The organism is Phenylobacterium sp. (genome assembly GCF_037968635.1).
Taxonomy (GTDB): Bacteria; Pseudomonadota; Alphaproteobacteria; order Caulobacterales; family Caulobacteraceae; genus Phenylobacterium.
In genome coordinates, this window is the sequence record NZ_JBBKVV010000190.1 from 1 (window position 1) to 21,499 (window position 21,499).

Annotated in this window: 22 protein-coding genes and 1 pseudogene; 7 read left to right on the forward strand and 16 right to left on the reverse strand. The window is 66.0% G+C overall.

All coding sequences use genetic code 11. From position 1 onward, the window contains the following. A partial coding sequence (locus AAC997_RS20160; RefSeq protein WP_340647496.1) for a CPBP family intramembrane glutamic endopeptidase occupies positions 1-480 on the forward strand: 480 nt, incomplete at its 5' end. A gap of 35 nt (positions 481-515) precedes the next feature. Here AAC997_RS20160 and AAC997_RS20165 read toward each other — a convergent pair. The 7 genes and pseudogenes from AAC997_RS20165 to bioB all read right to left on the reverse strand — a co-directional run. Continuing rightward, a pseudogene (locus AAC997_RS20165) lies at positions 516-617 on the reverse strand (sugar ABC transporter permease); the annotation flags it as partial. 19 nt (positions 618-636) lie between these two features. Next, positions 637-1,884 (reverse strand): EAL domain-containing response regulator, encoded by a 1,248-nt coding sequence (locus tag AAC997_RS20170; RefSeq protein ID WP_340647497.1) that lies wholly within the window; start codon positions 1,882-1,884, stop codon positions 637-639. Further along, entirely contained in the window at positions 1,862-4,879 is a 3,018-nt protein-coding gene (locus AAC997_RS20175) for an ATP-binding protein (protein WP_340647498.1), read from the reverse strand. Before AAC997_RS20175 ends, AAC997_RS20170 begins: the two co-directional genes overlap by 23 nt. Before the next feature lie 170 nt (positions 4,880-5,049). Beyond that, on the reverse strand, positions 5,050-5,811 hold the full coding sequence (locus tag AAC997_RS20180; protein ID WP_340647499.1) for an ABC transporter permease: 762 nt from the start codon (positions 5,809-5,811) through the stop codon (positions 5,050-5,052). Then, positions 5,811-6,734, reverse strand: coding sequence for an ABC transporter ATP-binding protein (locus AAC997_RS20185; protein WP_340647500.1), 924 nt, complete (start codon positions 6,732-6,734; stop codon positions 5,811-5,813). Before AAC997_RS20185 ends, AAC997_RS20180 begins: the two co-directional genes overlap by 1 nt. 113 nt (positions 6,735-6,847) lie before the next feature. Further along, the gene (locus AAC997_RS20190) at positions 6,848-7,234 is read right to left on the reverse strand and encodes an MmcQ/YjbR family DNA-binding protein (RefSeq protein ID WP_340647501.1); all 387 of its coding nucleotides are present in this window, start codon (positions 7,232-7,234) and stop codon (positions 6,848-6,850) included. A 38-nt stretch (positions 7,235-7,272) separates the two neighbouring features. Then, positions 7,273-8,265 (reverse strand): biotin synthase BioB, encoded by a 993-nt coding sequence (gene bioB, locus AAC997_RS20195; RefSeq protein ID WP_340647502.1) that lies wholly within the window; start codon positions 8,263-8,265, stop codon positions 7,273-7,275. 59 nt (positions 8,266-8,324) lie between these two features. On the opposite strand from bioB, the gene AAC997_RS20200 reads away from it, so the two are divergent. From AAC997_RS20200 to AAC997_RS20215, 4 genes are all read left to right on the forward strand, one after another. Next, positions 8,325-9,761 (forward strand): CHAD domain-containing protein, encoded by a 1,437-nt coding sequence (locus AAC997_RS20200; RefSeq protein WP_340647503.1) that lies wholly within the window; start codon positions 8,325-8,327, stop codon positions 9,759-9,761. A gap of 96 nt (positions 9,762-9,857) precedes the next feature. Then, on the forward strand, positions 9,858-11,249 hold the full coding sequence (ahcY, locus tag AAC997_RS20205) for an adenosylhomocysteinase (RefSeq protein WP_340647504.1): 1,392 nt from the start codon (positions 9,858-9,860) through the stop codon (positions 11,247-11,249). A gap of 240 nt (positions 11,250-11,489) precedes the next feature. Then, positions 11,490-12,335, forward strand: a complete 846-nt coding sequence (locus AAC997_RS20210; RefSeq protein WP_340647505.1) for a bifunctional hydroxymethylpyrimidine kinase/phosphomethylpyrimidine kinase — start codon at positions 11,490-11,492, stop codon at positions 12,333-12,335. Positions 12,336-12,379: 44 nt separating this feature from the next. Further along, positions 12,380-13,462 (forward strand): serine hydrolase domain-containing protein, encoded by a 1,083-nt coding sequence (locus AAC997_RS20215; protein ID WP_340647506.1) that lies wholly within the window; start codon positions 12,380-12,382, stop codon positions 13,460-13,462. On the opposite strand, the gene rarD is transcribed toward AAC997_RS20215, so the two are convergent. Continuing rightward, positions 13,459-14,367: an EamA family transporter RarD gene (rarD, locus tag AAC997_RS20220; RefSeq protein ID WP_340647507.1), complete on the reverse strand. Its 909-nt coding sequence runs from the start codon at positions 14,365-14,367 to the stop codon at positions 13,459-13,461. The genes AAC997_RS20215 and rarD overlap by 4 nt on opposite strands. 134 nt (positions 14,368-14,501) lie before the next feature. Continuing rightward, positions 14,502-15,533 (reverse strand): aspartate-semialdehyde dehydrogenase, encoded by a 1,032-nt coding sequence (locus AAC997_RS20225; RefSeq protein WP_340647508.1) that lies wholly within the window; start codon positions 15,531-15,533, stop codon positions 14,502-14,504. Positions 15,534-15,668: 135 nt separating this feature from the next. Between AAC997_RS20225 and AAC997_RS20230 the strand changes: the two genes are divergently transcribed. Next, positions 15,669-16,073, forward strand: coding sequence for a PaaI family thioesterase (locus tag AAC997_RS20230; RefSeq protein WP_340647509.1), 405 nt, complete (start codon positions 15,669-15,671; stop codon positions 16,071-16,073). On the opposite strand, the gene AAC997_RS20235 is transcribed toward AAC997_RS20230, so the two are convergent. Further along, positions 16,070-17,155: a hypothetical protein gene (locus AAC997_RS20235; protein WP_340647510.1), complete on the reverse strand. Its 1,086-nt coding sequence runs from the start codon at positions 17,153-17,155 to the stop codon at positions 16,070-16,072. The two genes, AAC997_RS20230 and AAC997_RS20235, sit on opposite strands and share 4 nt — an antisense overlap. A 2-nt stretch (positions 17,156-17,157) precedes the next feature. After that, complete coding sequence (locus AAC997_RS20240; RefSeq protein WP_340647511.1) at positions 17,158-17,568, reverse strand: EVE domain-containing protein; 411 nt, start codon at positions 17,566-17,568, stop codon at positions 17,158-17,160. 170 nt (positions 17,569-17,738) lie between these two features. On the opposite strand from AAC997_RS20240, the gene AAC997_RS20245 reads away from it, so the two are divergent. Then, positions 17,739-18,338: a DUF6134 family protein gene (locus AAC997_RS20245; RefSeq protein ID WP_340647512.1), complete on the forward strand. Its 600-nt coding sequence runs from the start codon at positions 17,739-17,741 to the stop codon at positions 18,336-18,338. On the opposite strand, the gene leuB is transcribed toward AAC997_RS20245, so the two are convergent. From leuB to AAC997_RS20270, 5 genes are all read right to left on the reverse strand, one after another. After that, on the reverse strand, positions 18,335-19,387 hold the full coding sequence (gene leuB / locus AAC997_RS20250) for a 3-isopropylmalate dehydrogenase (protein ID WP_340647513.1): 1,053 nt from the start codon (positions 19,385-19,387) through the stop codon (positions 18,335-18,337). The genes AAC997_RS20245 and leuB overlap by 4 nt on opposite strands. Positions 19,388-19,408: 21 nt before the next feature. Beyond that, positions 19,409-19,711: a putative quinol monooxygenase gene (locus AAC997_RS20255; protein ID WP_340647514.1), complete on the reverse strand. Its 303-nt coding sequence runs from the start codon at positions 19,709-19,711 to the stop codon at positions 19,409-19,411. Then, positions 19,708-20,319: a 3-isopropylmalate dehydratase small subunit gene (gene leuD, locus AAC997_RS20260; RefSeq protein WP_340647515.1), complete on the reverse strand. Its 612-nt coding sequence runs from the start codon at positions 20,317-20,319 to the stop codon at positions 19,708-19,710. The genes AAC997_RS20255 and leuD overlap by 4 nt, the downstream gene beginning before the upstream one ends. Beyond that, positions 20,316-21,197: a hypothetical protein gene (locus AAC997_RS20265; RefSeq protein WP_340647516.1), complete on the reverse strand. Its 882-nt coding sequence runs from the start codon at positions 21,195-21,197 to the stop codon at positions 20,316-20,318. The genes leuD and AAC997_RS20265 overlap by 4 nt, the downstream gene beginning before the upstream one ends. Next, the coding region (locus AAC997_RS20270; protein ID WP_340647517.1) for a hypothetical protein at positions 21,194-21,499 on the reverse strand (306 nt) is incomplete at its 5' end. The genes AAC997_RS20265 and AAC997_RS20270, both read right to left, overlap by 4 nt.

The window sequence follows — 21,499 nt, forward strand, 5'->3', positions numbered from 1 at the left end:
GCCGATACCGGTACGGCAAGCGCGACCTGGATGGGCCTGCTCGCCGCATTGCCGATGCTGCTGCTATCCACCTTCGTGGCATCGCTTGCCGAGGACATCCTGACGCGCGGATTCTGGTATCGCGCCGCCGACATCCGCTGGCGCGGCGGTGTGGTCTTCGTGCTCGCATCCAGCGTCATCTATGTGCTCAACCACATCTACCGGCTCGGCAACGGGCCAGTCGAGTGGCTGGTGCTGTTCTGCTTCGGCGTGGCCTACGCGACGGCACTGTGGCGCAGCGGCAGCCTGTGGGTTGCACTTGGCTTGCATTGGGGCTGGAACCTGGGCAATGGCCTGGTCGATGCCTGGCTGCCGGCATCCATCGTCGATGCCCACGCCGCCAGCGGCCTGTCGATCGCTGCGCACCTGCTGATCGCGGCGGGCTTGTTGGCCATCCCAAGGTCGGCTGCGAGCTGCCCTGGCAGCCGCCTCACGCCTTGAGCTTGTACCCCGTGCGGGATCCACCAGGCTGCGCGCAGGCACAGCAGCACGGACTTGGTCACCGCCGCGCCAACGTAGCCAATCACGATCTCCAGCCGCGACAACGGTGCCGACAGTAGTTCATGGATCGTGCCCGCTCACGGTGACAGGAGCGGGCTATGCCCAGTCATGCACCCAGTCAGGGAAGGCGGCTGAGGGCATGGGTGGCGCAATGAAAAAGCCTTGGGCAAGATCGCACCCTGAGTCACGCAGCAGGTCCCAGTCGGCCTGCGTTTCTGCGCCTTCCGCCACCGAGACGATCCCCAGCTTGCGTGCCATTTCCAGGCTGGACTCCATGATCAAGCGACTGGATTCCTGATGTGCGGCATGCTTGACGAAGGACTGGTCGATCTTCAGTTCAGTGAAAGGGATACGGGTCAGTTGCTGCATGGACGAGTAACCCGTGCCGTAGTCGTCGATCGACAATCCGAATCCCTTCATGCGCAGGCGAGCCAGGTTCTCCAGCATGTGACCGACATCGGTCATCGCGGCAGATTCGGTGATCTCCAGGATCATGTGTCGCGGTTCAAGCCCCTGGTTGATGACCTGCCATGTGATCGCATCCGCGATCGCCGGATCTGCCAATTGCTTGACCGATAGATTGACGGAAACATTGAGGTCCAGTCCTGACTCCCGCCAGATTCGGCAATCGCGGGCACTTTGCGCCAGCATGATCCAGGTGAGTTCGCTGATGTAGCCGTTGTCCTCCAGCAGTGTCAGGAAGCTGTGGGGCAAAATGACCCCGCTGTGCGGATGACGCCAGCGCGCCAGCGCCTCGCATCCTTTCACGCGACGGCTCTTCAAATCGATCTTGGGCTGGTAGAACGGTTCGAATTCTTCTGCGTGGAGTCCTGCGAGTACTTGCTCGAGGCTGAATATGTCCTCGCCAATCCTGGTTCTCTCCGAGTTGGGCTTGGCCCGCCAGTGCAGTGCGATCAGTTCGGCGAATCGCTCCGGCGTGGGCGGCTTTTCCACGGTACCCAGCAAGCGCATGCCGTAGGCCGCGCTCATCGTCTCGATCGTGTCCAGAAGCGACCTGTCGAGGCCGCTGGTGACGATCAAGGATGCCCCGACGTTGGCTTCCCCAAGGCGGCGGATGAAGGACATGCCATCCAATCCAGGCATGTCGATGTCGGTGACGATAATGTCGAACGGATGAGCCAGCTCGTGCGTTATTTCCAATGCCGAGCGGCCGTCTTCTGCCTCATGGACGGCCTTGGCGCCGAGGTCCTCGAGCATCTGCACCATCATGCTGCGCTGGAACTCGTGGTCCTCCGCGACGAGGAAGCTCAGGCCCTTTGCGGGCGTCAGGTTGTCTCCCCGGGGTTTCAGGGTCTCGTCGTCAGGCTGCGTCGAGATGGGCATTCAATCGCTCCAGTTCTGTTTGAAAAATGTCGATCAGCCAATCAATCGCGGGGCCATCCTCCGACCGCCCGGCTTGTTCAACCATAGCGCTGATGGAGGCGAGGTTGCTCGCACCGATGAAACCGCAGGCACCCTTGATGCGGTGGGCCAGGTGCGCGATCGTGGCCATGTCGCGTTGTTCAATCGCCTGCATCAATCGCTGCACATCCACGTCGTTGATCCGCCGGAAGTGCTCGGCGACCCGGCGGTTGGCGGCACCGCCGCCCTTGGGCAATCCGTGTGGTGACGGGCCTGCCTCCGGTGCGCTTCCGGCGGGCAGTTGCACGTCTTGAGGACTCTCCACTCCGGCCTGCGCATCGACCCGCGGTTCGGGTCGCGGCAGCCAGTGTCCCAATGCTTCCGATAGCGTCGCCAGCGAAGTGGGCTTGGATACGTACTCGTCCATGCCCGCATCCAGGCAATCCTGGCGCACCCCGCGGATCGCATTGGCGCTGCAGGCAATGATGGGCGTTCGTCCACCGCCGCGTGCCGATTCCATCTCGCGGATGCGTCGACTCAAGTCGTAACCGCTCATTTCCGGCATGTGGCAATCCGTCAGCACCAGCGCGAAGCGGCCGGTGCTCCATTGCTCTAGGGCTTCTGCGCCACTCTCGACTTCCTCGGCAGCGTACCCGAGTGTATTCAGTTGCCTGGCCATCAACATGCGGTTGATCGGATGGTCATCGACGACCAGTACCAGTGGGCCTTCGACCAACTGCCCAGCAGCAGGCGGCGCTGCCGCGTATGCCGGTGGCGGCAAGGACGTGCCTGGAACGACTTCCTCCGTGTGCATCAAGGGCTCCGGAACGAGCGCACTGACAGTGACCGTGAGGTCAAGCCTCAGGATCGTGCCCTTGCCAAGTTCGCTCGAGATGCTGACCTTGCCCCCCATCAGCTCGGCCAGGCGCCTGCAAATGGAGAGCCCGAGGCCTGTTCCCCCGACGCGCTTGGCAATGTCTTCCTCGGCCTGCTCGAACGGATTGAACAAGCGCTCCTGGCGCTCGGGGGAAATCCCGATGCCCGTGTCTTCGACATGGAACCGCAAGGATTCCAGGTCTCCCGTGCGTTCCGCCAGTTCCACCCGGAGCTCGACGTGTCCACTGGGCGTGAACTTGATCGCGTTGCTGAGGAAATTGCTCAGGATTTGCCGCAGCCGCAGTCCGTCCACCATCACGGAGCGACTCACCCGCGGGTCCAGATGTTGGCGGAACTCCAGCCCCCGGCTTTTCGCAAGGCCCCCGTACACTCGGTTTACCGAGGAAACGATCTCGTCGATGCTCGTCGGTTCCGGGCGAATCTCGAGCTTGCCCGCCTCGACCTTGGAGAAATCAAGAATGTCGTCGATGATCCGTTGCAGGGCGATCCCGGATTCGCGTACACCCTCGAGCGCAGTGCGCAGGTCAGCGCTTAGCGGCATCAAGCCGATCAATTCCAGGAGCCCGAGCATGCCGGTCAGCGGCGTGCGGATTTCGTGGCTCATCGTCGCCAGGAATTCGCTCTTCGCACGATTGGCGACGTCCGCAGCCTCTTTCGCAAGGGACAGTCGCTCCTCCAGTGCCTTGCGCACGGTGATGTCCTGGATCGTGCCATGCATGCCGATCACGGCGCCCGTCTGGTCCAGCGTGGGCACCACGATCACATGTACTGCCGAGACGCCGCCGGCCGGCAGCCGGGTCTTCATTTCGTAAGCCTGTGATTGCCCGGATTCCTGTGCCTTGAAGAAGGCATCGGCCGTCGCCTCTGCACCGTTCTCGAAGATTGCGACAGCCTCCTCCAGATTGAGGGAGCCGAGCGCCGGATCACGCTGGAGCATGTCGTAGACATGGGAGGACCACGTCACGGCGCCGGTCGCCAGGTCACACGTCCAGTCGCCCAGGCCGGCGACGTTGTGGGCATCCTCCAGCCGCTGCTTTGCGTGTTGCAACGCCTGCTCGGCATCCTTGGTGTCGGTAATGTCGAACCAATATCCATGCCACACCACGTCACCATCGGCCTGGCGCACCGGGATGGCAGAAGAACGCAGCCAGCGGAAGGCATCGGCGCCCTTGCGAATTCGAAAATCCACTTCGAGGGCGGACAGTTCTCCCGCGGATCGCACGATCGCTGCGGTTATCCGTTCGTGATCTTCTTCGAAGACGAGTTGGCGGACGGTATCAGGGTCGCCCAGGACCTGCTCGCGCGCGATCCCGAGCACATCCTTGGCATTGATGCTCACGAACTCGAAGGCGCCGACACCCGTCGGAGTCAATCGGAAAACATACACCGCGCCGGGCAGGCTGTGCGCAATGGCCCGCAACCGCAATTCCGCTTTTTGCCGGTCCCGGGACTGGCGGGTAATCCCCCACATCAAGGGCAGCAGGATGGCAACCAGCGCCACGCCCGCCGACATCAGGATCCGGCGCATCGTTGCCTGGCCTTCCCGCTCGCGTTTTTGGCGCGCTGCCAGCAACCGGGTTTCCTGCTCCGCCAGTTCGATGACCAGATCATTGATCTGCCCATTTGCCTGCTCCGGCAAGCGGCCCGCAAACGCGCGAATTGCCGCGGCGATGCCGCCCGAGGTGCGGAGTCGTTCGGTGTTTTGCATGATTGCAATGCGCTTGTCGATCAGCGTGACAAGGCGTTGGCTGCGAGCAAGTTGGATCGGATCGGATGCAGCTGCATCCTGGATTGCCGTGGCGTGTTGCTTCAGATGGGACAGCGCAGTATCACGCGCCTCCCGGAACTGCGCGTCGCCCGTCAGGAGCAATCCACGATGGTCGGATTCTGCAAGGGCCAGGGATTCCCGCAGCCCGGAAATTTTCTGGAGCACCTGTTCGGAGTCTTGCACCATCGCCTGATCGCGGAGGGCCTTCTCCGAGATGTCGAACAGCGCCCACCCAAAAAGCAGGATCGCGAGTGTGGCCAACCCGAAAGATGCACGGATCGCATTATCCGCAAGGTTGGCGCGGGCGCGCATGCTGGACCCCCCCTGCACAGAAGCAGGCCGTCAGAGGATAACAAGCTTGGCTGGCCGGGATGCGGCAATATTTCACACCGCACCCGGTATTGGAGCCTGGGCGCCGGCTGCGGCATCGCGTGCCTGGGCGATGTGGAGGTGCGGGCCGTAGCGGCAAGCGCGGCGTGCCTTCACGCCTTGAGCTTGTACCCCGTGCGGAAGATCCACCACACCGCGCCCAGGCACAGCAGCAGGAAGCCGACGGTCGCCGCGACGCTGACCACGACATTGACGTCGGAAATCCCGTAAAAGCTCCAGCGAAAGCCGCTGATCAGGTACACCACCGGGTTGAACAGGGTGATCTTCTGCCAGATCGGCGGCAGCATGCTGATGGAATAGAAGCTGCCACCCAGGAAGGTCAGCGGCGTCACGATCATCATCGGCACGATCTGCATCTTCTCCCAACCGTCGGCCCAGACCCCGATGACAAAGCCGAACAGGCAGAAGGTGACCGCCGTCAGCACCAGGAAGGCCAACATCACGAAGGGGTGGGCGATGGTGAAGGGCACGAATAGCCGCGCTGTGGCGAGGATGATCAGGCCCAGGATCACCGACTTGGTGGCCGCGGCCCCCACATAGCCGATGACGATCTCCATGGGGGAGATCGGCGCCGACAGCACCTCGTAGATCGTGCCGGACCACTTGGGCATGTAGATGCCGAACGAGGCGTTGGAGATGCTCTCCGTCAGGATCGACAGCATGATCAGGCCCGGCACGATGAAGGCGCCGTAGCTGATGCCGTCGATCTGGGTCATCCGCGAGCCGATCGCCGAGCCGAAGACGATGAAATAGAGCGAGGTGGAGATCACCGGCGAGGCGATGGACTGCAGCACCGTGCGCCAGGTGCGGGCCAGCTCGAAGTGATAGATGGCGCGGATCGCGTGCAGGTTCATCACTTGGCCCTCACCAGACTGACGAAGATTTCTTCCAGCGAGCTCTGGCTGGTCTGTAGGTCCTTGAAATCGATGCCGTGCCTGGCCAGGCGGCGCAGCAGGTCGGCGATACCGGTCTCCTGGCTCTGCGTGTCGAAGGTGTAGACCAGCTCCGCCCCATCGGCCGACAGCTCCAGCGGCTCGTCCGCGAGTTCCTGGGGCAGGGCCTCGAGCGGCTCCTGCAGGTGCAGGGTCAATTGCTTCTTGCCCAGCTTCTGCATGAGGACATCCTTGTCCTCCACCAGGATCAACTGGCCGCCGGTGATCACCCCGATCCGGTCGGCCATCTCCTCGGCCTCCTCGATATAGTGGGTGGTCAGGATGATGGTGACGCCGCTCTCCCGCAGGCCCCGGACCATCTCCCACATGTCGCGGCGAAGCTCGACGTCGACCCCGGCTGTGGGTTCGTCCAGGAACAGGATCTGCGGCTCGTGGCTCAACGCCTTGGCGATCATGACCCGGCGCTTCATGCCGCCCGAGAGCGCCATGATCTTTTCGCCCTTCTTGTCCCACAGGGAGAGCTGGCGAAGGATCTTCTCGATATAGGCGGGGTCGGGGGCCTTGCCGAACAGGCCGCGGCTGAACTTCACGGTGTCCCAGACGCTTTCAAAGGCGTCGGTGGAAAGCTCCTGCGGCACCAGGCCGATCTTGGCGCGGGCGGCGCGATAGTCGGCGACGATGTCATGGCCGTCGGCCAACACCTGACCCGAGCCCGGATTGACGATGCCGCAGATAATGCTGATCAGCGTGGTCTTGCCCGCGCCATTGGGGCCCAGCAGGGCGAAGATCTCCCCCTTGCGGATATCCAGGTCGATGTTCTTCAGGGCCTGGAAGCCCCCGGCATAGGTCTTGGAGAGACCCTTCACGGATATGATCGGCTGCACGCGCGCTCGGGTCCTTCAGGCAAGCCCGCCAGATAGGGACAGGCGAGTGGTCAAGCTAGCCTAAAGGACGAAATAGGACCGCCCAGGCCGACAACGGCCAAGAGATTAATCGGTCACGCGCCCGATTCTGTCAGCAGCCGACCCAGGGCCTTGGGCGCCATGGCCACATAGCTCTGCCGCAGCCAGCCCTTCAGGGTGTCCAGCTCGGCCAGAATGTCATCGTCGGGACCGAAGTGGGCGATGGCCCACTTGTACTGCCGGTACCAGGGCGAACCCTGCCGCACGAAGGGCAGGTCCTGGATCATCTCGTAGGAGATCGGCAGCTTGAAGGTCAGGGTCAGGGCGTCAGGGGCTTCGCCCTTGTCGCCGAACACAGCGAAGCCCTTGCTCCGCACCCGCAGGTAACGAGTGTCGGTCCAGCCCGGCGCCAGGTCGGTCTCCGGCAGGCTCAGGGCGTAGGCGGTCAGTTGGGCTTCGGCCTGTTGGTGCGGCGTGGGCATGGCGGCGATGCTAGCACCGCCATGCCATCTGCAAAGACCTAGGCCGAGGCGCCCATGGTCATCGGCCGCAGGCCAAGGTCGGCCATCAGGGCCGCGTCAGTGTCCTTGTCCGGGTTGGCGGTGGTGAGCAGGCGGCCTCCGATGAACATCGAATTGGCGCCGGCCAGGAAGCACAGGGCCTGCAGCTCCCGGCTCATATGCTCGCGGCCGGCCGAGAGCCGCACCACAGTCTTCGGACAGAGGATGCGGGCCACGGCGATCATGCGAACGAACTCGATGCCGTCGACGGGCGTGGAATCCCCCAGGGGCGTGCCGGGGATGGGCATCAGGTCGTTGATCGGCAGAGAGTCCGGGTGAGCCGGCAGGGTGGCCAGGGTCTGCAGCAGGCCCGCCCGATCGCGGCGCGTCTCGCCCATGCCGACGATGCCGCCGCAGCAGGTGTTCATACCCACCGAGCGCACAGCCTCCAGCGTATCGAGGCGATCCTGGTAGGTGCGAGTGGTGACAACCTTGTCGTAGTAGTCGGGGCCCGTATCGAGGTTGTGATTGTAGTAGTCGAGGCCGGCGTCCTTCAGGGACTGGGCCTGGTCGCGGGTCAGCATGCCCAGGGTCGCGCAGGTTTCCAGGCCCAGCGCCTTCACGCCTGAGATCATCGCGGCGACCTTGGGCACGTCACGGTCCTTCAGGTCACGCCAGGCGGCGCCCATGCAGAAGCGCTGCGCGCCGCCGGCCTTGGCCTCGGTGGCCGCGGCGATCACCGTGTCGGCGTCCAGCAGCTTCGACGCCGTGGTCGCGGTCTTGAAGTGCTGGGACTGGCTGCAATAGCCGCAGTTCTCCGGGCAGCCGCCGGTCTTGACGCTCAGGAGCTGGGAGAGCTGCACCTCGGTGGGATCAAACCACATCCGGTGGACTTGCGCGGCGCGGAACACCAGGTCCATGAACGGCAGCTCGAACAGCGCCTCAACTTCATCCAGGGACCAATCGTGCCGTGGCTGCGTTTCATCAAGGACGGCGTTGAAGGGGGCGTTCATGGTGCACTCCTCGGGTCTGGGCGCCCATCTTGAGTCGGGCGACGAGGAGCGTGTAGCGCATGGGCGCGGACGAAATCGAGTTGAAGTTCCTGTGCGAGCCGCAGGACGTCGCCGCCCTGCTGGCCGCGGCCCCTGTGGGGGTTGCGGAAACCAAGCACCTGACCGCCGTCTATTTCGACACCCCCGACAGCCGCCTGCGCGCCGCCCACATCTCGCTGCGCCTGCGCGAAAGCAACGGCAAACGGATCCAGACCTTGAAGCGCGGCGACGGCTTCGCCCGTGAGGAGCATGAGGCGAAGATCGCGGGGGAAACCCTGGATCTGACCATGCCGGCGGTGAAATCGGCTCTGAAACCCGCCCATCGCAAGGCCTTGGAGCCGGTCTTCACGGTCCGCGTCACCCGCCAGCAGCGGACCTTCACCTATGGGGGCGCGGAGATCGAGCTGGCCCTGGACCAGGGGGAGATCACCACGGGCGACAAGCGGCGTCCCGTCTGTGAACTGGAGTTGGAGCTGAAGGCCGGGGATCCTGCGGCGTTGTTCGCCCTGGCCCGTCAACTTTCGGTGACCGCCCCCCTCTACCTCTCCTTCGACGGCAAGGCCTCCCAGGGTCAGGCCTTGCGCGCCGGGACCGCGCGCGAACCCCGGCGGCACGACAAGGCGCCCCTGCGGCGGGGCGGGCGCGCCGGCGAAGCCTTCCAGACCATCGCCCGCAACGCCCTGGTGCAGATCGCCGCCAATGGCGTGGTGCTGCGCGACGCCGAGAGCCAGGAGGCCCTGCACCAGCTTCGGGTCGCTGTGCGCCGGCTGCGCAGCGCCATGAGCACCTTCAAGACGGTGGTAGGAGACCCCCGTCTCCTGAAGGCTGAACTCAAATGGCTGTCGGCCGCCTGCAACGAGGCCCGCGACCTGGACGTCTTCGCCCAGGACAATATCGAGATCGCCGGGGACAAGCCGCCGCTGGCCCCCAAGGTGGCCGCCGCCCGGGCCCAAGCTCACGCCAAGGCCTGCGCCGCCGTGGCCTCCAAGCGGTTCCGCGACCTGGTGCTGGAGACCACCGCCTGGGTGGAGACCGGCGCTTGGCGCGAGGCCGAGCGCGGCCACCGGTCGGCCCGTGATTTCGCCGCCAAGGCCCTGGAGCGTCGCTGGAAAACATTCTCGAAACTGGGCCGCGAGGTGAAGGGTCTGGACGACGCGGGCCGCCACAGGCTGCGGATCGCCGCCAAGAAGCTGCGCTACGCCGCCGAGGCCTTCGCCCCGCTGTTCACGGCGCAGACCGGCCGACGGTTCATCAAGAAGCTGAGGGCCCTGCAGGACACCCTCGGCGACCTGAACGACGCGGCGGTGGCCACCACCCTGGTGGCGAAGCTCGCCCCGACCGACTCGCCCGCCGCCCGTGACCTGCTGGCCGCCCGCGAGGCCTGGCGGCCCAAGGCGCTGAAGGCGGCGGCCAAGCAGATGAAGGTCCTGGCCGACGCCAAGCCGTTCTGGCGCTGAGCCTGCCATATAAGGATATCTTTATATGTTAGTTGCAGGCTTGCCCGCGCGCGGCTATAGAGCCCGCAATTGCATTTGCGCCGACAGGAAGCCCTGATGACCGACTATGTCGTGAAAGACATCACCCTCGCCGACTTCGGTCGCAAGGAAATCGATATCGCCGAAACCGAGATGCCGGGCCTGATGGCCGTGCGCGCCGAGTTCGGCAAGGCCCAACCGCTGAAGGGCGCCCGCATCGCCGGCTCCCTGCACATGACCATCCAGACCGCCGTGCTCATCCAGACCCTGGAAGCCCTGGGCGCGGAAGTCCGCTGGGCCTCGTGCAACATCTTCTCCACCCAGGACCACGCCGCCGCGGCCATCGCCGCCGCCGGCACCCCCGTCTTCGCCATCAAGGGCGAGAACCTGGTGGAATACTGGGAATACGCCCACCGCATCTTCGAATGGCATGACGGCGGCTACCCGAACCTGATCCTCGACGACGGCGGCGACGCCACCCTGCTCTGCGTGCTGGGCCCCAAGGCCGAGAAGGACATCAGCGTCCTGGCCAACCCGCAGAACGAGGAAGAAGAGGCCCTGTTCGCGGTGATGAAGCGTTACCTCAAGGAAAAGCCCGGCTTCTATTCAGGCATCCGCGACGCCTGCAAGGGCGTGTCGGAAGAGACCACCACGGGGGTCCACCGCCTGTACCAGATGTCTGAACGCGGCGAGCTGCCGTTCCCGGCCATCAACGTCAATGACAGCGTCACCAAGTCCAAGTTCGACAACCTCTACGGCTGCCGTGAAAGCCTGGTGGACGCCATCCGCCGCGGCACCGACGTCATGCTTTCGGGCAAGGTCGCCGTGGTCCTGGGCTACGGCGACGTGGGCAAGGGCTCGGCCGCCTCGCTGCGCAACGGCGGCGCCCGCGTCATCGTCACCGAGATCGACCCGATCTGCGCCCTGCAGGCCGCCATGGAGGGCTATGAGGTCCAGACCATGGAAGACGTCGCCGACAAGGGCGACATCTTCGTCACCGCCACCGGCAACAAGGACGTTCTGACCGTCGACCACATGCGTCGGATGAAGAACAACGCCATCGTCTGCAACATCGGCCACTTCGACAGCGAGATTCAGGTCGCCGGCCTGAAGAACTTCAAGTGGGACAAGATCAAGGATCAGGTCCACCACGTCGAGTTTCCGGACGGCAAGAAGATCATCCTGCTGTCGGAAGGCCGCCTGGTGAACCTGGGCAACGCCACCGGCCACCCCAGCTTCGTGATGAGCGCCTCCTTCACCAACCAGACGCTCGCCCAACTCGAGCTGTGGACCAACGGCGCCAAGTACGAAACCAAGGTCTACACCCTGCCCAAGCACCTCGATGAAAAGGTGGCCATGCTCCACCTGGGCAAGCTGGGCGCCAAGCTGACCACGCTCTCCAAGGACCAGGCCGACTACATCGGCGTGCCCGCCGCCGGCCCGTTCAAGCCGGATCACTACCGCTACTAGAGCGGGATGAGGAAAAGTGGGAACCGGTTTTCCGCTCGCATCCCGCTCTAACCAAAAGACCGATCACGTTCATGATCTGGGATCGTCTCGATCCCAGATCATCGTGGTCTAGGCTCTCCAACTTCGTCATTCTCCCGGCGCCGGCGTATCTCCAGTCCGCCGAGCCCCCCAAGCGCCGGGGGAATGACGTTTTGTTTGTACGGCTAGCGCCGCCCCAAGGGCTCGGCTAACAAACCTGCCATGCCGCTCGCGCTCGTCATCTCCAGTCATGTCGCCGCCAGTCGTGTCGGCGGGACCGCCCAGGCCCAGGCCCTGGCGCCCTTCCGCATCGACACCATGGTGGTCCCCACGGTCCTCTATGGCCGCCATCCGGGCTGGGGCGCCCCCGGCGGGGCTTCGGTGCCCGTGGAAGCCATCGAGGGGATGCTGGACGGCATTGAGGCCAACGGCCTGTTCGCCCAGACCGACCTGGTGCTCACCGGCTACTTCGCTTCCGCCGCCCAGGTCCGCGCCGCCGCCCGCGCCATCGACGCCGTGCGCGCCGCCCCGCGTGAGACCGGCGTCCGCAGACCCATCATCATCGTCGACCCCACCCTTGGTGACGCCGGCAAGGGGCTCTACGTGGCCGCCGACGTCGCCGAGGCGGTGATCAGCGAGCTGGCGCCCCGCGCCGACGTCATCGCCCCCAACGCCTGGGAACTTCAGCGGATGACCGGGGCCGAGACCCGCGATCCCACCCAGGCCCTGCACGCCGCCCGGCTGCTGGGCCGCCCGGTCATGGTCTCCTCGGTGCAGCGCGGCGGCGAGATCGGGGTGATCTACGCCGACAAGAAGGAAGCCTGGCTGGCGGCGCACCCCCGCGCCGATAGCGCGCCCAAGGGCACCGGAGACCTGCTGTCGGCCCTGTTCGGCGCCGCCCTGATCGACGGACTGACCACCTCCTACGCGCTCGCCCGCGCCGTCGGCGGCGTGGCCGAGACCATCAGCGCCGCCCAGATCTGGAACGTCGCCGAACTGCCCATCGTGGCCATGTCCCAGCGGCTGAAGGCCGCCTCGCCCACCGTGCGCATGGAGCGGCTGATCTGAGCGGGACCGAGATCTTCGGGACCTGCCCGCCCGCCTTCGCCGCGGTGCGTGAGGCCTTCGAGGCCAATTTCGAGCGCGGCGAGGAGCTGGGCGCCCGCTTCTCCCTGGTTCATGGCGGCGAGACGCTTGTCGACCTCTGGGCGGGTTTCGCCGATCGTCAGCGCACGAAACCCTTCGACGACAAGACCCTCACCACCATCTTCTCCAGCACCAAGGCCATCGCCGCCCTGCTGATCGCCCGGCTGGTGGACGCCGGAAAACTGGACTACGGCCAGACCGTCGCCAGCGTCTGGCCGGAATTCGCCGCCAACGGCAAGGCCGCCATCACCGTGGAGCAGGCCATGAGCCATCAGGCGGGGCTCTGCGGCTTCCCCGATCCCATGGAGCCCTCCCTGTGGTTCGACTGGGACGCCATCTGCGCCAAGCTGGCGGCCATGGCGCCGCTGTGGCCGCCGGGAACCGCCAGCGGCTACCACCCTGTGACCTTCGGCTACATCGCCGGGGAAATCTTCAGGCGGGTGGACGGCCGGACCATGGGCGCGGCCCTTCGCCAGGACCTGGCGGTTCCCTTCGAGCTCGACCTGTGGATCGGGCTTCCGGACTCCGAGCACGACCGCGCCGCCGACATGCAACGCCCCAACGGACCCGCCAAGTTCGGGGTGATCAACGAGGCCACGCGGGCGGCCTTCCTAACCCCCTGGTCCTCGGCCGGCGGACGGGGCCAGGCAGAATGGCGGCGTACGGAAATCCCTTCGGCCAATGGCCACGCCACGGCCCTCGCGTTGGCCCGCCTGTTCGGGGCGTTGGCCAATGACGGCTGGCTGGACGGGGAGGTGATCCTGTCCCCATCCCTGATCGCGGAAGCCTCGCGGGAGCGAATCCACGGCCCGGATCTGGTCCTGCCCTTCGAGATGAGCTGGGGGGCGGGCTTCATGCGCAATTCAGCCGTGAAGGTGTGGGGCCAGGGAGAACAGACCTTTGGCCACTCCGGCTGGGGCGGCTCCTGCATCTTCGCCGATCCGCAGACAGGTCTGGCGGGCGCCTATGTGATGAACCGCCAGTCCACCGACCTGCTCGGCGACCACCGACCCAAGGCCCTGATCGAGGCCGCCTACGGGTCGCTTTAGGCGACGAGCATACTTGGGAGGGCCCGCGAGCGCCGCCAGGCGCCGTAGGTGAAGATCACCGCGCCGCCCCAGATGAACCCGAAGGAAATCGCCCGCAGCGGGGTGAACGCCTCACCCTGGCTGACTCCGATGGCGAAGGCGATGGTGGGGCCGATGAACTGCAGGAAGCCCATGAAGGACAGCGGAATCCGCCGCGCCGCCCAGGCGAACAGCACCAGGGGCACCGCCGTGATCGGTCCCGAGGCGATCAGCCAGCCAATGGTGGCCGGGGACGCCAGGAAGTGGCCGCCGCCCTGGCCCTCCAGCCAGAGCACGAAGAAGAAGCTTGGCACGGCCAGCAGCAGGCACTCGATGAACAGCCCGGTCTGGGCGTCGGCCGCCACCTGCTTGCGCACCACTCCGTAGCCGCCGAAGGAGAAGGCGAGCGCCAGGGACACCAGGGGCAGGTGGCCCAGGGCCACGGCCTGGATCACCACGCCCACCACGGCCAGAGCAATGGCGGCGACGCCGATGCGGTCCATGCGTTCGCGGAATAACAGGGTCCCGGCGGCCATGTTGATCAGCGGGGTGATGTAGTAGCCGAGGCTGGTTTCCAGCACCCGGCCGGAATTCACCGCCCAGATGAACACCATCCAGTTGACGGCGATCAGGCCGGCCGACAGGGCCAGCCAGGCCAGGACCTTCGGCTGTCGGAACACGCCCACCACCTGGGTCCACTGCTTGGCCAGCAGCACGAAGATCAGCGCCGTGGGCGCCCCCCAGATGGTGCGGTGGGCCAGGGTTTCCCAGGGGCCGACCCCAAGATGGCCGATGACCTGGAAGGCCAGGGGCACGAAACCCCAGATGAAGTAGCAAAGGATGCCTGCGCCCAGGGCCGTGCGGTGGATCGAGGCGGACTCAGGCACGGCGGGCGGGCTTTCGAAGCGTCAGTGTGTTGCGGTTTCCCTACCTAGGACGGGCGGGGGTTCGGACAAGGGCCAATCGCGCAACAGCTGGCGGACTTCGGCCCAGGAATCCTGGGCCGAAGCGCAAGGTCGTCTTAGGCGATGGCCTTGGTCTTGAGCAGACCGCGCTCGTGCAGCAGCTGGGCGATCTGCACCGCGTTGAGGGCGGCTCCCTTGCGCAGGTTGTCGGCCACGACCCAGAGGTTCAGGCCGTGCTCGACGGTGGTGTCATTGCGGATGCGGCTGACATAGACCGGGAACTCGCCCTGGGCTTCCTTGGGCGTCATGTAGCCCTGGTCATTGCGGCTATCGATGACGATCAGGCCGGGGCTCTCGCGCAGCAGGTCGCGGGCCTCGTCCTCGTCGAGATGTTCGTGGAACTCGATGTTCACCGCTTCGGAGTGGCCGACCATGACCGGCACCCGCACGCAGGTGACGGTCAACTTGATGGCCGGATCGATCATCTTGTGGGTCTCGTTCCACATCTTCTGCTCTTCGTCGGTGTAGCCGTCGTCCTGGAACGACCCGATGAAGGGGATGACGTTGAAGGCGATCTGCTTGGGGAACTTCTTCGGCGGCGTCGCGCCCAGGACGAAGACGTTCTTGGTCTGGTCGAACAGTTCGTCCATGCCTTCCTTGCCGGCCCCGGTGACCGACTGGTAGGTCGAGACCACCACCCGCTTGATCTTGGCCCGGTCATGCAGCGGCTTCAGCGCCACCACCAGCTGGGCGGTGGAGCAGTTGGGGTTGGCGATGATGTTCTTCTTGTGCGCCCAGGTCACATCGTCCGGGTTCACCTCCGGCACCACCAGGGGGACGTCGGGGTCCATCCGGAAGGCCGAGGAATTGTCGATCACGATGGGGCCGGCGGCGCCGATCTTCGGCGACCATTCCTTGGAGAAGGATCCGGACACGCTCATCAGCACCACATCGACGGTGGAGAAGTCGAACTGCTCCACGTCCTGGCACTTGATGATCTTCTCGCCGAACGAGACCTCGACGCCGATCGACTTGCGGCTGGCGATGGCGTGAATCTTGTCGATGGGGAATTGAACCTCCTCGAGGATGTTCAACATTTCGCGGCCCACATTGCCCGTGGCGCCGACGACGGCTACGCGATAGCCCATCGGGGTCTCTCCTGATCTTCAAGCGGAGCGTTCCGTTACGCTCGCGGGCCCGAAATCGCAAGCTGGACGGCGCTTTTGCCGCGCGCGAAGCAGGCTAAGGTCGTCCCCAAGAAACGTGTTCTCTGAGGAAACTCCATGGCTCAAGACACCGGCATGCCCTTCGCCAACCTGATGGGCGTGGAGATCACCGATCCTTCCAAGGACAAGGTGATCGGCAAACTCCTGGTCCGCGCCGATCTCTGCACTTCCGGCCACATCCTGCACGGTGGGGCGATCATGGCGTTCGCCGATGCGCTGGGCGCGGTCGGCGGCTTCCTGAACCTGCCGGCCGGATCGCGGACCACCACCATCGAGAGCAAGACCAACTTCGTGGGCTCGGCCAAGGCGGGGACCACGGTGACCGGTGAGGCCAGCGCCCTGCACGTCGGCCGCTCCTCCAGCGTCTGGCAGACGAGGATCACCGGCGAGGACGGGCGGCTGGTGGCCATCGTCATCCAGACCCAGATGACCGTGGCCCTGGCCGAGAAGCCTGCCGCCTAGCCCTTGCCGGGCTTCGGCGCCCGGCACGCCCCCGACACCTGATCGGCGCTCACGCTCTCGCCCGCCTCCAAGGCCGCGAACAGGCCCCGGAAGTCGCAGGAGCGCCCGTTGGCCAAACCGCGGCCGGTGGCGAACAGGCCCTTGCGGTTGAACAGGTTCACCGCGAATTCGTCGGAGCCGACATAGGCGCGCAGGAAGGCCAGGACGAGCAGCTCCCGGTCCGGCGCCTGTGTCTCGCCGCTCCCGATCATCGCCCGCCAGATCGCGCAGTTGGCCTGGCCGTCCCAGACGTGCCCCGCCGCCAGGTTGGGGCGTTTGGCCGTGGGGATGGCGCAGGCCACGTCATTCTTCATGGCCACGAAGGCCGCGCCGGTCCGGGCCCGGGAGACGAAATCCACATCCCGCGTCTCGCCGGCCTTGAAGGTGGCGAGCTTGGCCATCACCGCCTCGATCTCCGCCAGGTAGCGGGCGCCGGCCTGGACCCGCATGTCGTAGAAGAAGGCGTATTCCGAAAAGCGCGGCTGCGGCCGCCCCTGCAGGCTCAGGGACCAGGTGGTCGCCAGGTTCCAGGCCGAGGCGCGGAACACCTGCTCGCCGTCGTCCTGGGCGGACATCACCGCCGGGTCGCCGAGGAATCCCTCCAGCTCAATTGCGAACTCGGGCGAGATCACGCCATCCTCCTGCACCGACCGCGTCCAGGCCAGGGCCTCGGCCCGGGTCAGGGGATCGCGGGACATCCGGGCGTACTTGACGAAGTCTGCGCCGTGGAAGGGCATCGCGACGGACGCCAGGGCCTCGACATCGGGCACGCGGTCGATCAGGTCGGCGATGGTGCCCTGGCCGAAGTTCCACTGCAGGGCGCCGACCGACAGCCCCTGCTTGTCCTTGTCCCCGGCCATCGTCGTATAGACCGCCAGACTGGAGGGCGCGGAAGTCTCCAGCAGCCGGGTCATCATCGAGGACGCCTGGGCCCAGGCCGGCGGTGGCGCGCTCAGGATTTCCGGCGCCGGCTCCACCGGCTGGGCATGGCCGGCGCCGGCAAGGCCGAGCGCCAAGCCGAGCCCCGCCCAGAACCTCGCCACAATCAGGCCTCGCCGGCCATGCCCAGGATCGCCTTCCACTCCGCAGGCTCGACGGGGCAGACCGACAGCCGGAACTGCCGGAACATCTTCATCTCGGCCAAGGCCGGATTGGCCTTCATCTGGGTCAGGCTCACCTTCTGCTTGAGCGCCCGGACCGGGGCCACCTCCACGGCCACGAAGCGGCCCGCCGCGTCGCTGGGATCGAGGAAGGCCTCGCGCACCACCTTGGCGATCCCCACCACCTCCAGGCCGATCTGGGAGTGGTAGAAGAAGGCTTCGTCCCCCACCTTCATGGCCTTCAGATAGAGCGCCGCCTGGTTGTTGCGCACCCCGTCCCAGACGGTCTTTCCGTCGCGCACCAGGTCGTCATAGCTGAACTTGTTGGGCTCGGACTTCATCAGCCAGTGGGCCATCGACGCATTCCCTCAGATCCTTCCGACGATATCGCCGTCCACGGCGGCGCTTGGCAAGACCGCTGACGAGAGGCGCCTCCGTCTCCTGGACGCTTTCGGACCGAGGGCGCGAGACCGGGCGCGCGGGGCTCTGACTGCATCCAGGATGCGGGTTCGCGCGTAGCAGGGGGATGATTGATCGACGCCTCCTTCTCGCCGGCGGCCTGGCCGCCCTGCCCGGCTTCGCCCTCGCCGCCACGCCGCCGGGCCGCCGTCTCGCCTTCCAGGTCCTGCGTAACGGGACGCTGATCGGGGAGCATCGGATGAGCTTCGCCGGCGACCCCGCCTCCCCCACCGTCACCACAGACGTACGGATGACCGTGAAGCTCGGCCCGGTCCCGGTGTTCCGCTATCGCCACCATGCCGTGGAGCGCTGGACCGGGGGCCGCTTCGCCAGCCTCGACACCACCACCGATTCCAACGGCAAGGCCGAGCGCGTCTCGGCGCGGCGCACCGAGGCCGGCGTCATCATCGAGACCGCCAAGGGCAGGATCACCGGCCCGGCCGGCGTGCGGCCCTTCACCCACTGGAATCCGGAGGTCTTCTCAGGCCCCCTGTTCAACCCCCAGGAGGGCAAGCTGCTGAAGGTCACCACCCGCAAGGTCAGCGCCACCCAGTGGGCGGTGCGCGGCGAGGCCGAGATCGACGACTTTTATGACGAGACCGGGGTGTGGGCCGCCCTGAAGGGCAAGCTCGAGGACGGCTCGCGGATCGAGTACCGGCGCCTTTAGAGCGCCGCCAGCACCGCGTCGCCCATCTGGACGGTGGTGAGCGCGCCGCCCAGGTCGCGGGTGCGGGCGCCATTTTCCAGGGCCTTGTTCACCGCGGCGAACAGGGTGTCGGCCAGGTCGGCGCGGTCGAGGGACCAGCGCAGGGCCATCTCGAAGGAGAGGATGGCGGCCAACGGGTTGGCCAGGCCTTGCCCGGCGATATCCGGCGCCGAGCCGTGGATCGGCTCATAGAGGCCAGGCTTGCCCGCCACGCCCAGCGCCGCCGAGGGCAGCATGCCCAGCGAGCCGGTGAGTTGGGCCGAGATGTCCGACAGGATGTCGCCAAACAGGTTGTCGGTGACCATGACGTCGAACTGCTTGGGGTTCTTGACGATCTGCATGGCGGCGTTGTCGGCCAGGATGTGCTCCAGCTCGACATCGCCGTAGTCGCGGGCGTGCAGGTCGGTGACCACCTGGCGCCAGAGCAGGCCTGAATCCATCACATTGGACTTCTCGGCCGAGGTCACCTTGTTGCGGCGGCCTCGGGCCAGTTCGAAGGCGACGCGGGCCACCCGCTCGATCTCGGCGGTGGTGTAGACCTGGGTGTCGACGGCGCGCTTGCCGCCGGTGGGCAGGTCCTCGATGAAGCGCGGGCTGCCGAAATAGATGCCGCCGGTCAGCTCACGCACGATCATGAAGTCCAGGCCCTCGACCACCTCGCGCTTGAGGCTGGAGGCGTCGGCCAGAGGCTGGAAGCACAGGGCCGGACGCAGGTTGGCGAACACCTCCATGCCGGCGCGCAGGGCCAGCAGTCCGGCCTCGGGCCGCTTGTCGCGGGGAACGCCGGCCCACTGAGGGCCGCCGACCGCGCCCATCAGCACGGCGCGCGAGGCCTTGGCGGTCTCCAGGGCTTCGTCGGTCAGAGGCACACCGTGGGCGTCATAGCTCGATCCGCCGAACAGCCGCTCCTCGACCTTCAGGTCGGGGGCGAGCGCCGCCACCACGCGACGCACCTGGGCGGTCACTTCGGGTCCGATGCCGTCGCCCGGCAGGAGGAGGAGGTCGGTCATATGGAAAGCCTTGGAGAGAGCCTAGAGCGCGCGTTCTGAGGCGGTCTCGTAGGCGAAGAGCCGGCGGTCGCCAACACCGAACTGGGGCCAGGCGGCCCGCCAGGTCGCCATGTGCGGCTGCTGGAAATGCGCCTCGATGGCGGCCTGGTCGCGCCAGGCCTCATAGACCCGGATCAGGCCGGGATCGGCCACATCCTGGGCGTAGGAGTATTCCAGGCAGCCGTCCTCGGCGCGGCTGGCCGCCAGCATGGCCAGCATGTGCGGCCGGAAGGCTTCGAGGTTCTCCGGCGGGACACGGACGGTCCCGGCGATGATGATGCTCACGCCCGTTCAAGCCAGGGCTCGGAGAGCGCGCGCTTGCTCTCATAGACGTCGATGTCGACGACGGCGGTCAGGGTCTCGCCGATGGCGTCGAGGCCCTGCAGCATCTTGGCCTTGCGCTGAGGATCGATCTGGAAGCTGAAGCTGGCGCCCGAGGGCGAGACCACGGTCTGGGCGGCGAGATCCACGGTGACCAGGTGGTTGCCGCCCTTGGCCTCTTCCATCAGGGCCTGGACCTCATCGGGTTTCAGCACCACCGGCAGCAGGCCGTTCTGGAAGCAGTTGTTGTAGAAGATGTCGGCGAAGGAGGACGAGATCACGCAGCTGATCCCGAAATCCAGCAGCGCCCAGGGCGCGTGCTCGCGGCTCGAACCGCAGCCGAAATTGTCGCCCGCCACCAGGACGCCGACGCCCTTGTACTCCGGCCGGTTCAGCACGAAGTCGGACTTCTCCACACCCTGCTCGTCAAAGCGAAAGTCGTAGAACAGGCCCTTGCCCAGGCCCTCGCGTTCCACCGTCTTGAGAAACTGCTTGGGGATGATCTGGTCGGTGTCGATATTGGCCATGGCCAGGGGGGCCATGCGCGCATCGAGCTTGGTGAAGGCTTTCATCGGATCGTCTCGGGCAGGGTTTGGGTGATGGTCCAACGGTCGGTGACGGAACTCGTCGCGCCGGAAAAGCCGGACACCACGCGGGTTGTACATTGCGCCGAGATAGCGAGGCCGGTCGGGATGTCGATCTCGTGCCGGCAGACCGTCGAGCGCTCCAGCTTCATCTGCTCGAAGACGGCCTTGGCTTCCGCGACCTTGTCCGGCGCAAGGCGTTTGGACAGATCCGGAATTGCGACGAGCATGCTGGCGTGCAGCGACGCCGGGTCGATCTCCTGCCGCCACGCGATCACAGCCCGGCCCAGGGCCTTGTCGTAGGCCTCGAGCGTGAACACGCCCTTGCTGGTGATTGGCGGCCCACCGAACGGATTGGGCAGGCTCTCGTCATAGGCGACGGGTTCGCCTAACTCCAGATCGCCGCCCTGCCCCAGGGCCGCCAACTGGAGATCATTGGAGACCATGATCCTGGCGCTGGTGTCCGCAAGATCTTCGGTCCCACGTGTATCCAGACCGGTCGCCTTGACGAACGCCTCCCGGACCTCGGGCATGTTGGTGATGGCCCCGGGGGTCAGGGCGTCGTCCACCTCGAAGACGGCGGGGACGAATTGGCTATAGGCCTGTGCGAGCTCGGCGGGCGAACCTGGCGAGGCCGTGGCCGACAAGAGCGTCGAGGTGAGGCGGCGCGCCTTGCCCTTGCCGCTGAGGCGCAGATGTTTCTTCGTCGTGAGTTCCCAAACGGTGGTCGTTCCGCCCTTGCTTTCCTCGCGAGCATGAACCGAGGTCACGGTCCAGACTGCGCCATCGACGAGTTGAACCGGTAGCGGTTGCGCGACCACCGGCGTGGCGGCGACCGCCAGGGCGATGGCCAGCCGCCACATCATGACGAGGCGTTCTGCTGGATCAGGACGGTCGGCACGCCGCCGACCACATTGCGGGCCGTGAAGATGCGGGTGCCCGGCTTGCGGCCCTTGCGCACCTCGGAGACGTCAAAACCTGCCGCGGCGATCCGGGCCTGGACGGCGTCGGCGTCGGTGACCCGCCAGGCCAGGCCGCCGAAGCGGTCAGGGGCGTCGGACACCGGCAGCTTGAGGCTGGCGCCCATCTCCACCACCGCCGAGCCGCAGCGGAAGAACAGCTGACGCACGCCCCACTGTTCGTTGGCGCGGTCGAGACGCAGGTCGAG

Coding starts and splice junctions, on each gene's coding strand:
- AAC997_RS20170 (WP_340647497.1), bottom strand. CDS start 1,884: ATGCCCATCTCGACGCAGCCTGACGACGAGACCCTGAAACCCCGGGGA.
- AAC997_RS20175 (WP_340647498.1), bottom strand. CDS start 4,879: ATGCGCGCCCGCGCCAACCTTGCGGATAATGCGATCCGTGCATCTTTC.
- AAC997_RS20180 (WP_340647499.1), bottom strand. CDS start 5,811: ATGAACCTGCACGCGATCCGCGCCATCTATCACTTCGAGCTGGCCCGC.
- AAC997_RS20190 (WP_340647501.1), bottom strand. CDS start 7,234: ATGCCCACGCCGCACCAACAGGCCGAAGCCCAACTGACCGCCTACGCC.
- bioB (WP_340647502.1), bottom strand. CDS start 8,265: ATGAACGCCCCCTTCAACGCCGTCCTTGATGAAACGCAGCCACGGCAC.
- AAC997_RS20200 (WP_340647503.1), top strand. CDS start 8,325: ATGGGCGCGGACGAAATCGAGTTGAAGTTCCTGTGCGAGCCGCAGGAC.
- ahcY (WP_340647504.1), top strand. CDS start 9,858: ATGACCGACTATGTCGTGAAAGACATCACCCTCGCCGACTTCGGTCGC.
- AAC997_RS20210 (WP_340647505.1), top strand. CDS start 11,490: ATGCCGCTCGCGCTCGTCATCTCCAGTCATGTCGCCGCCAGTCGTGTC.
- AAC997_RS20225 (WP_340647508.1), bottom strand. CDS start 15,533: ATGGGCTATCGCGTAGCCGTCGTCGGCGCCACGGGCAATGTGGGCCGC.
- AAC997_RS20230 (WP_340647509.1), top strand. CDS start 15,669: ATGGCTCAAGACACCGGCATGCCCTTCGCCAACCTGATGGGCGTGGAG.
- AAC997_RS20240 (WP_340647511.1), bottom strand. CDS start 17,568: ATGGCCCACTGGCTGATGAAGTCCGAGCCCAACAAGTTCAGCTATGAC.
- AAC997_RS20245 (WP_340647512.1), top strand. CDS start 17,739: ATGATTGATCGACGCCTCCTTCTCGCCGGCGGCCTGGCCGCCCTGCCC.
- leuB (WP_340647513.1), bottom strand. CDS start 19,387: ATGACCGACCTCCTCCTCCTGCCGGGCGACGGCATCGGACCCGAAGTG.
- leuD (WP_340647515.1), bottom strand. CDS start 20,319: ATGAAAGCCTTCACCAAGCTCGATGCGCGCATGGCCCCCCTGGCCATG.
- AAC997_RS20265 (WP_340647516.1), bottom strand. CDS start 21,197: ATGATGTGGCGGCTGGCCATCGCCCTGGCGGTCGCCGCCACGCCGGTG.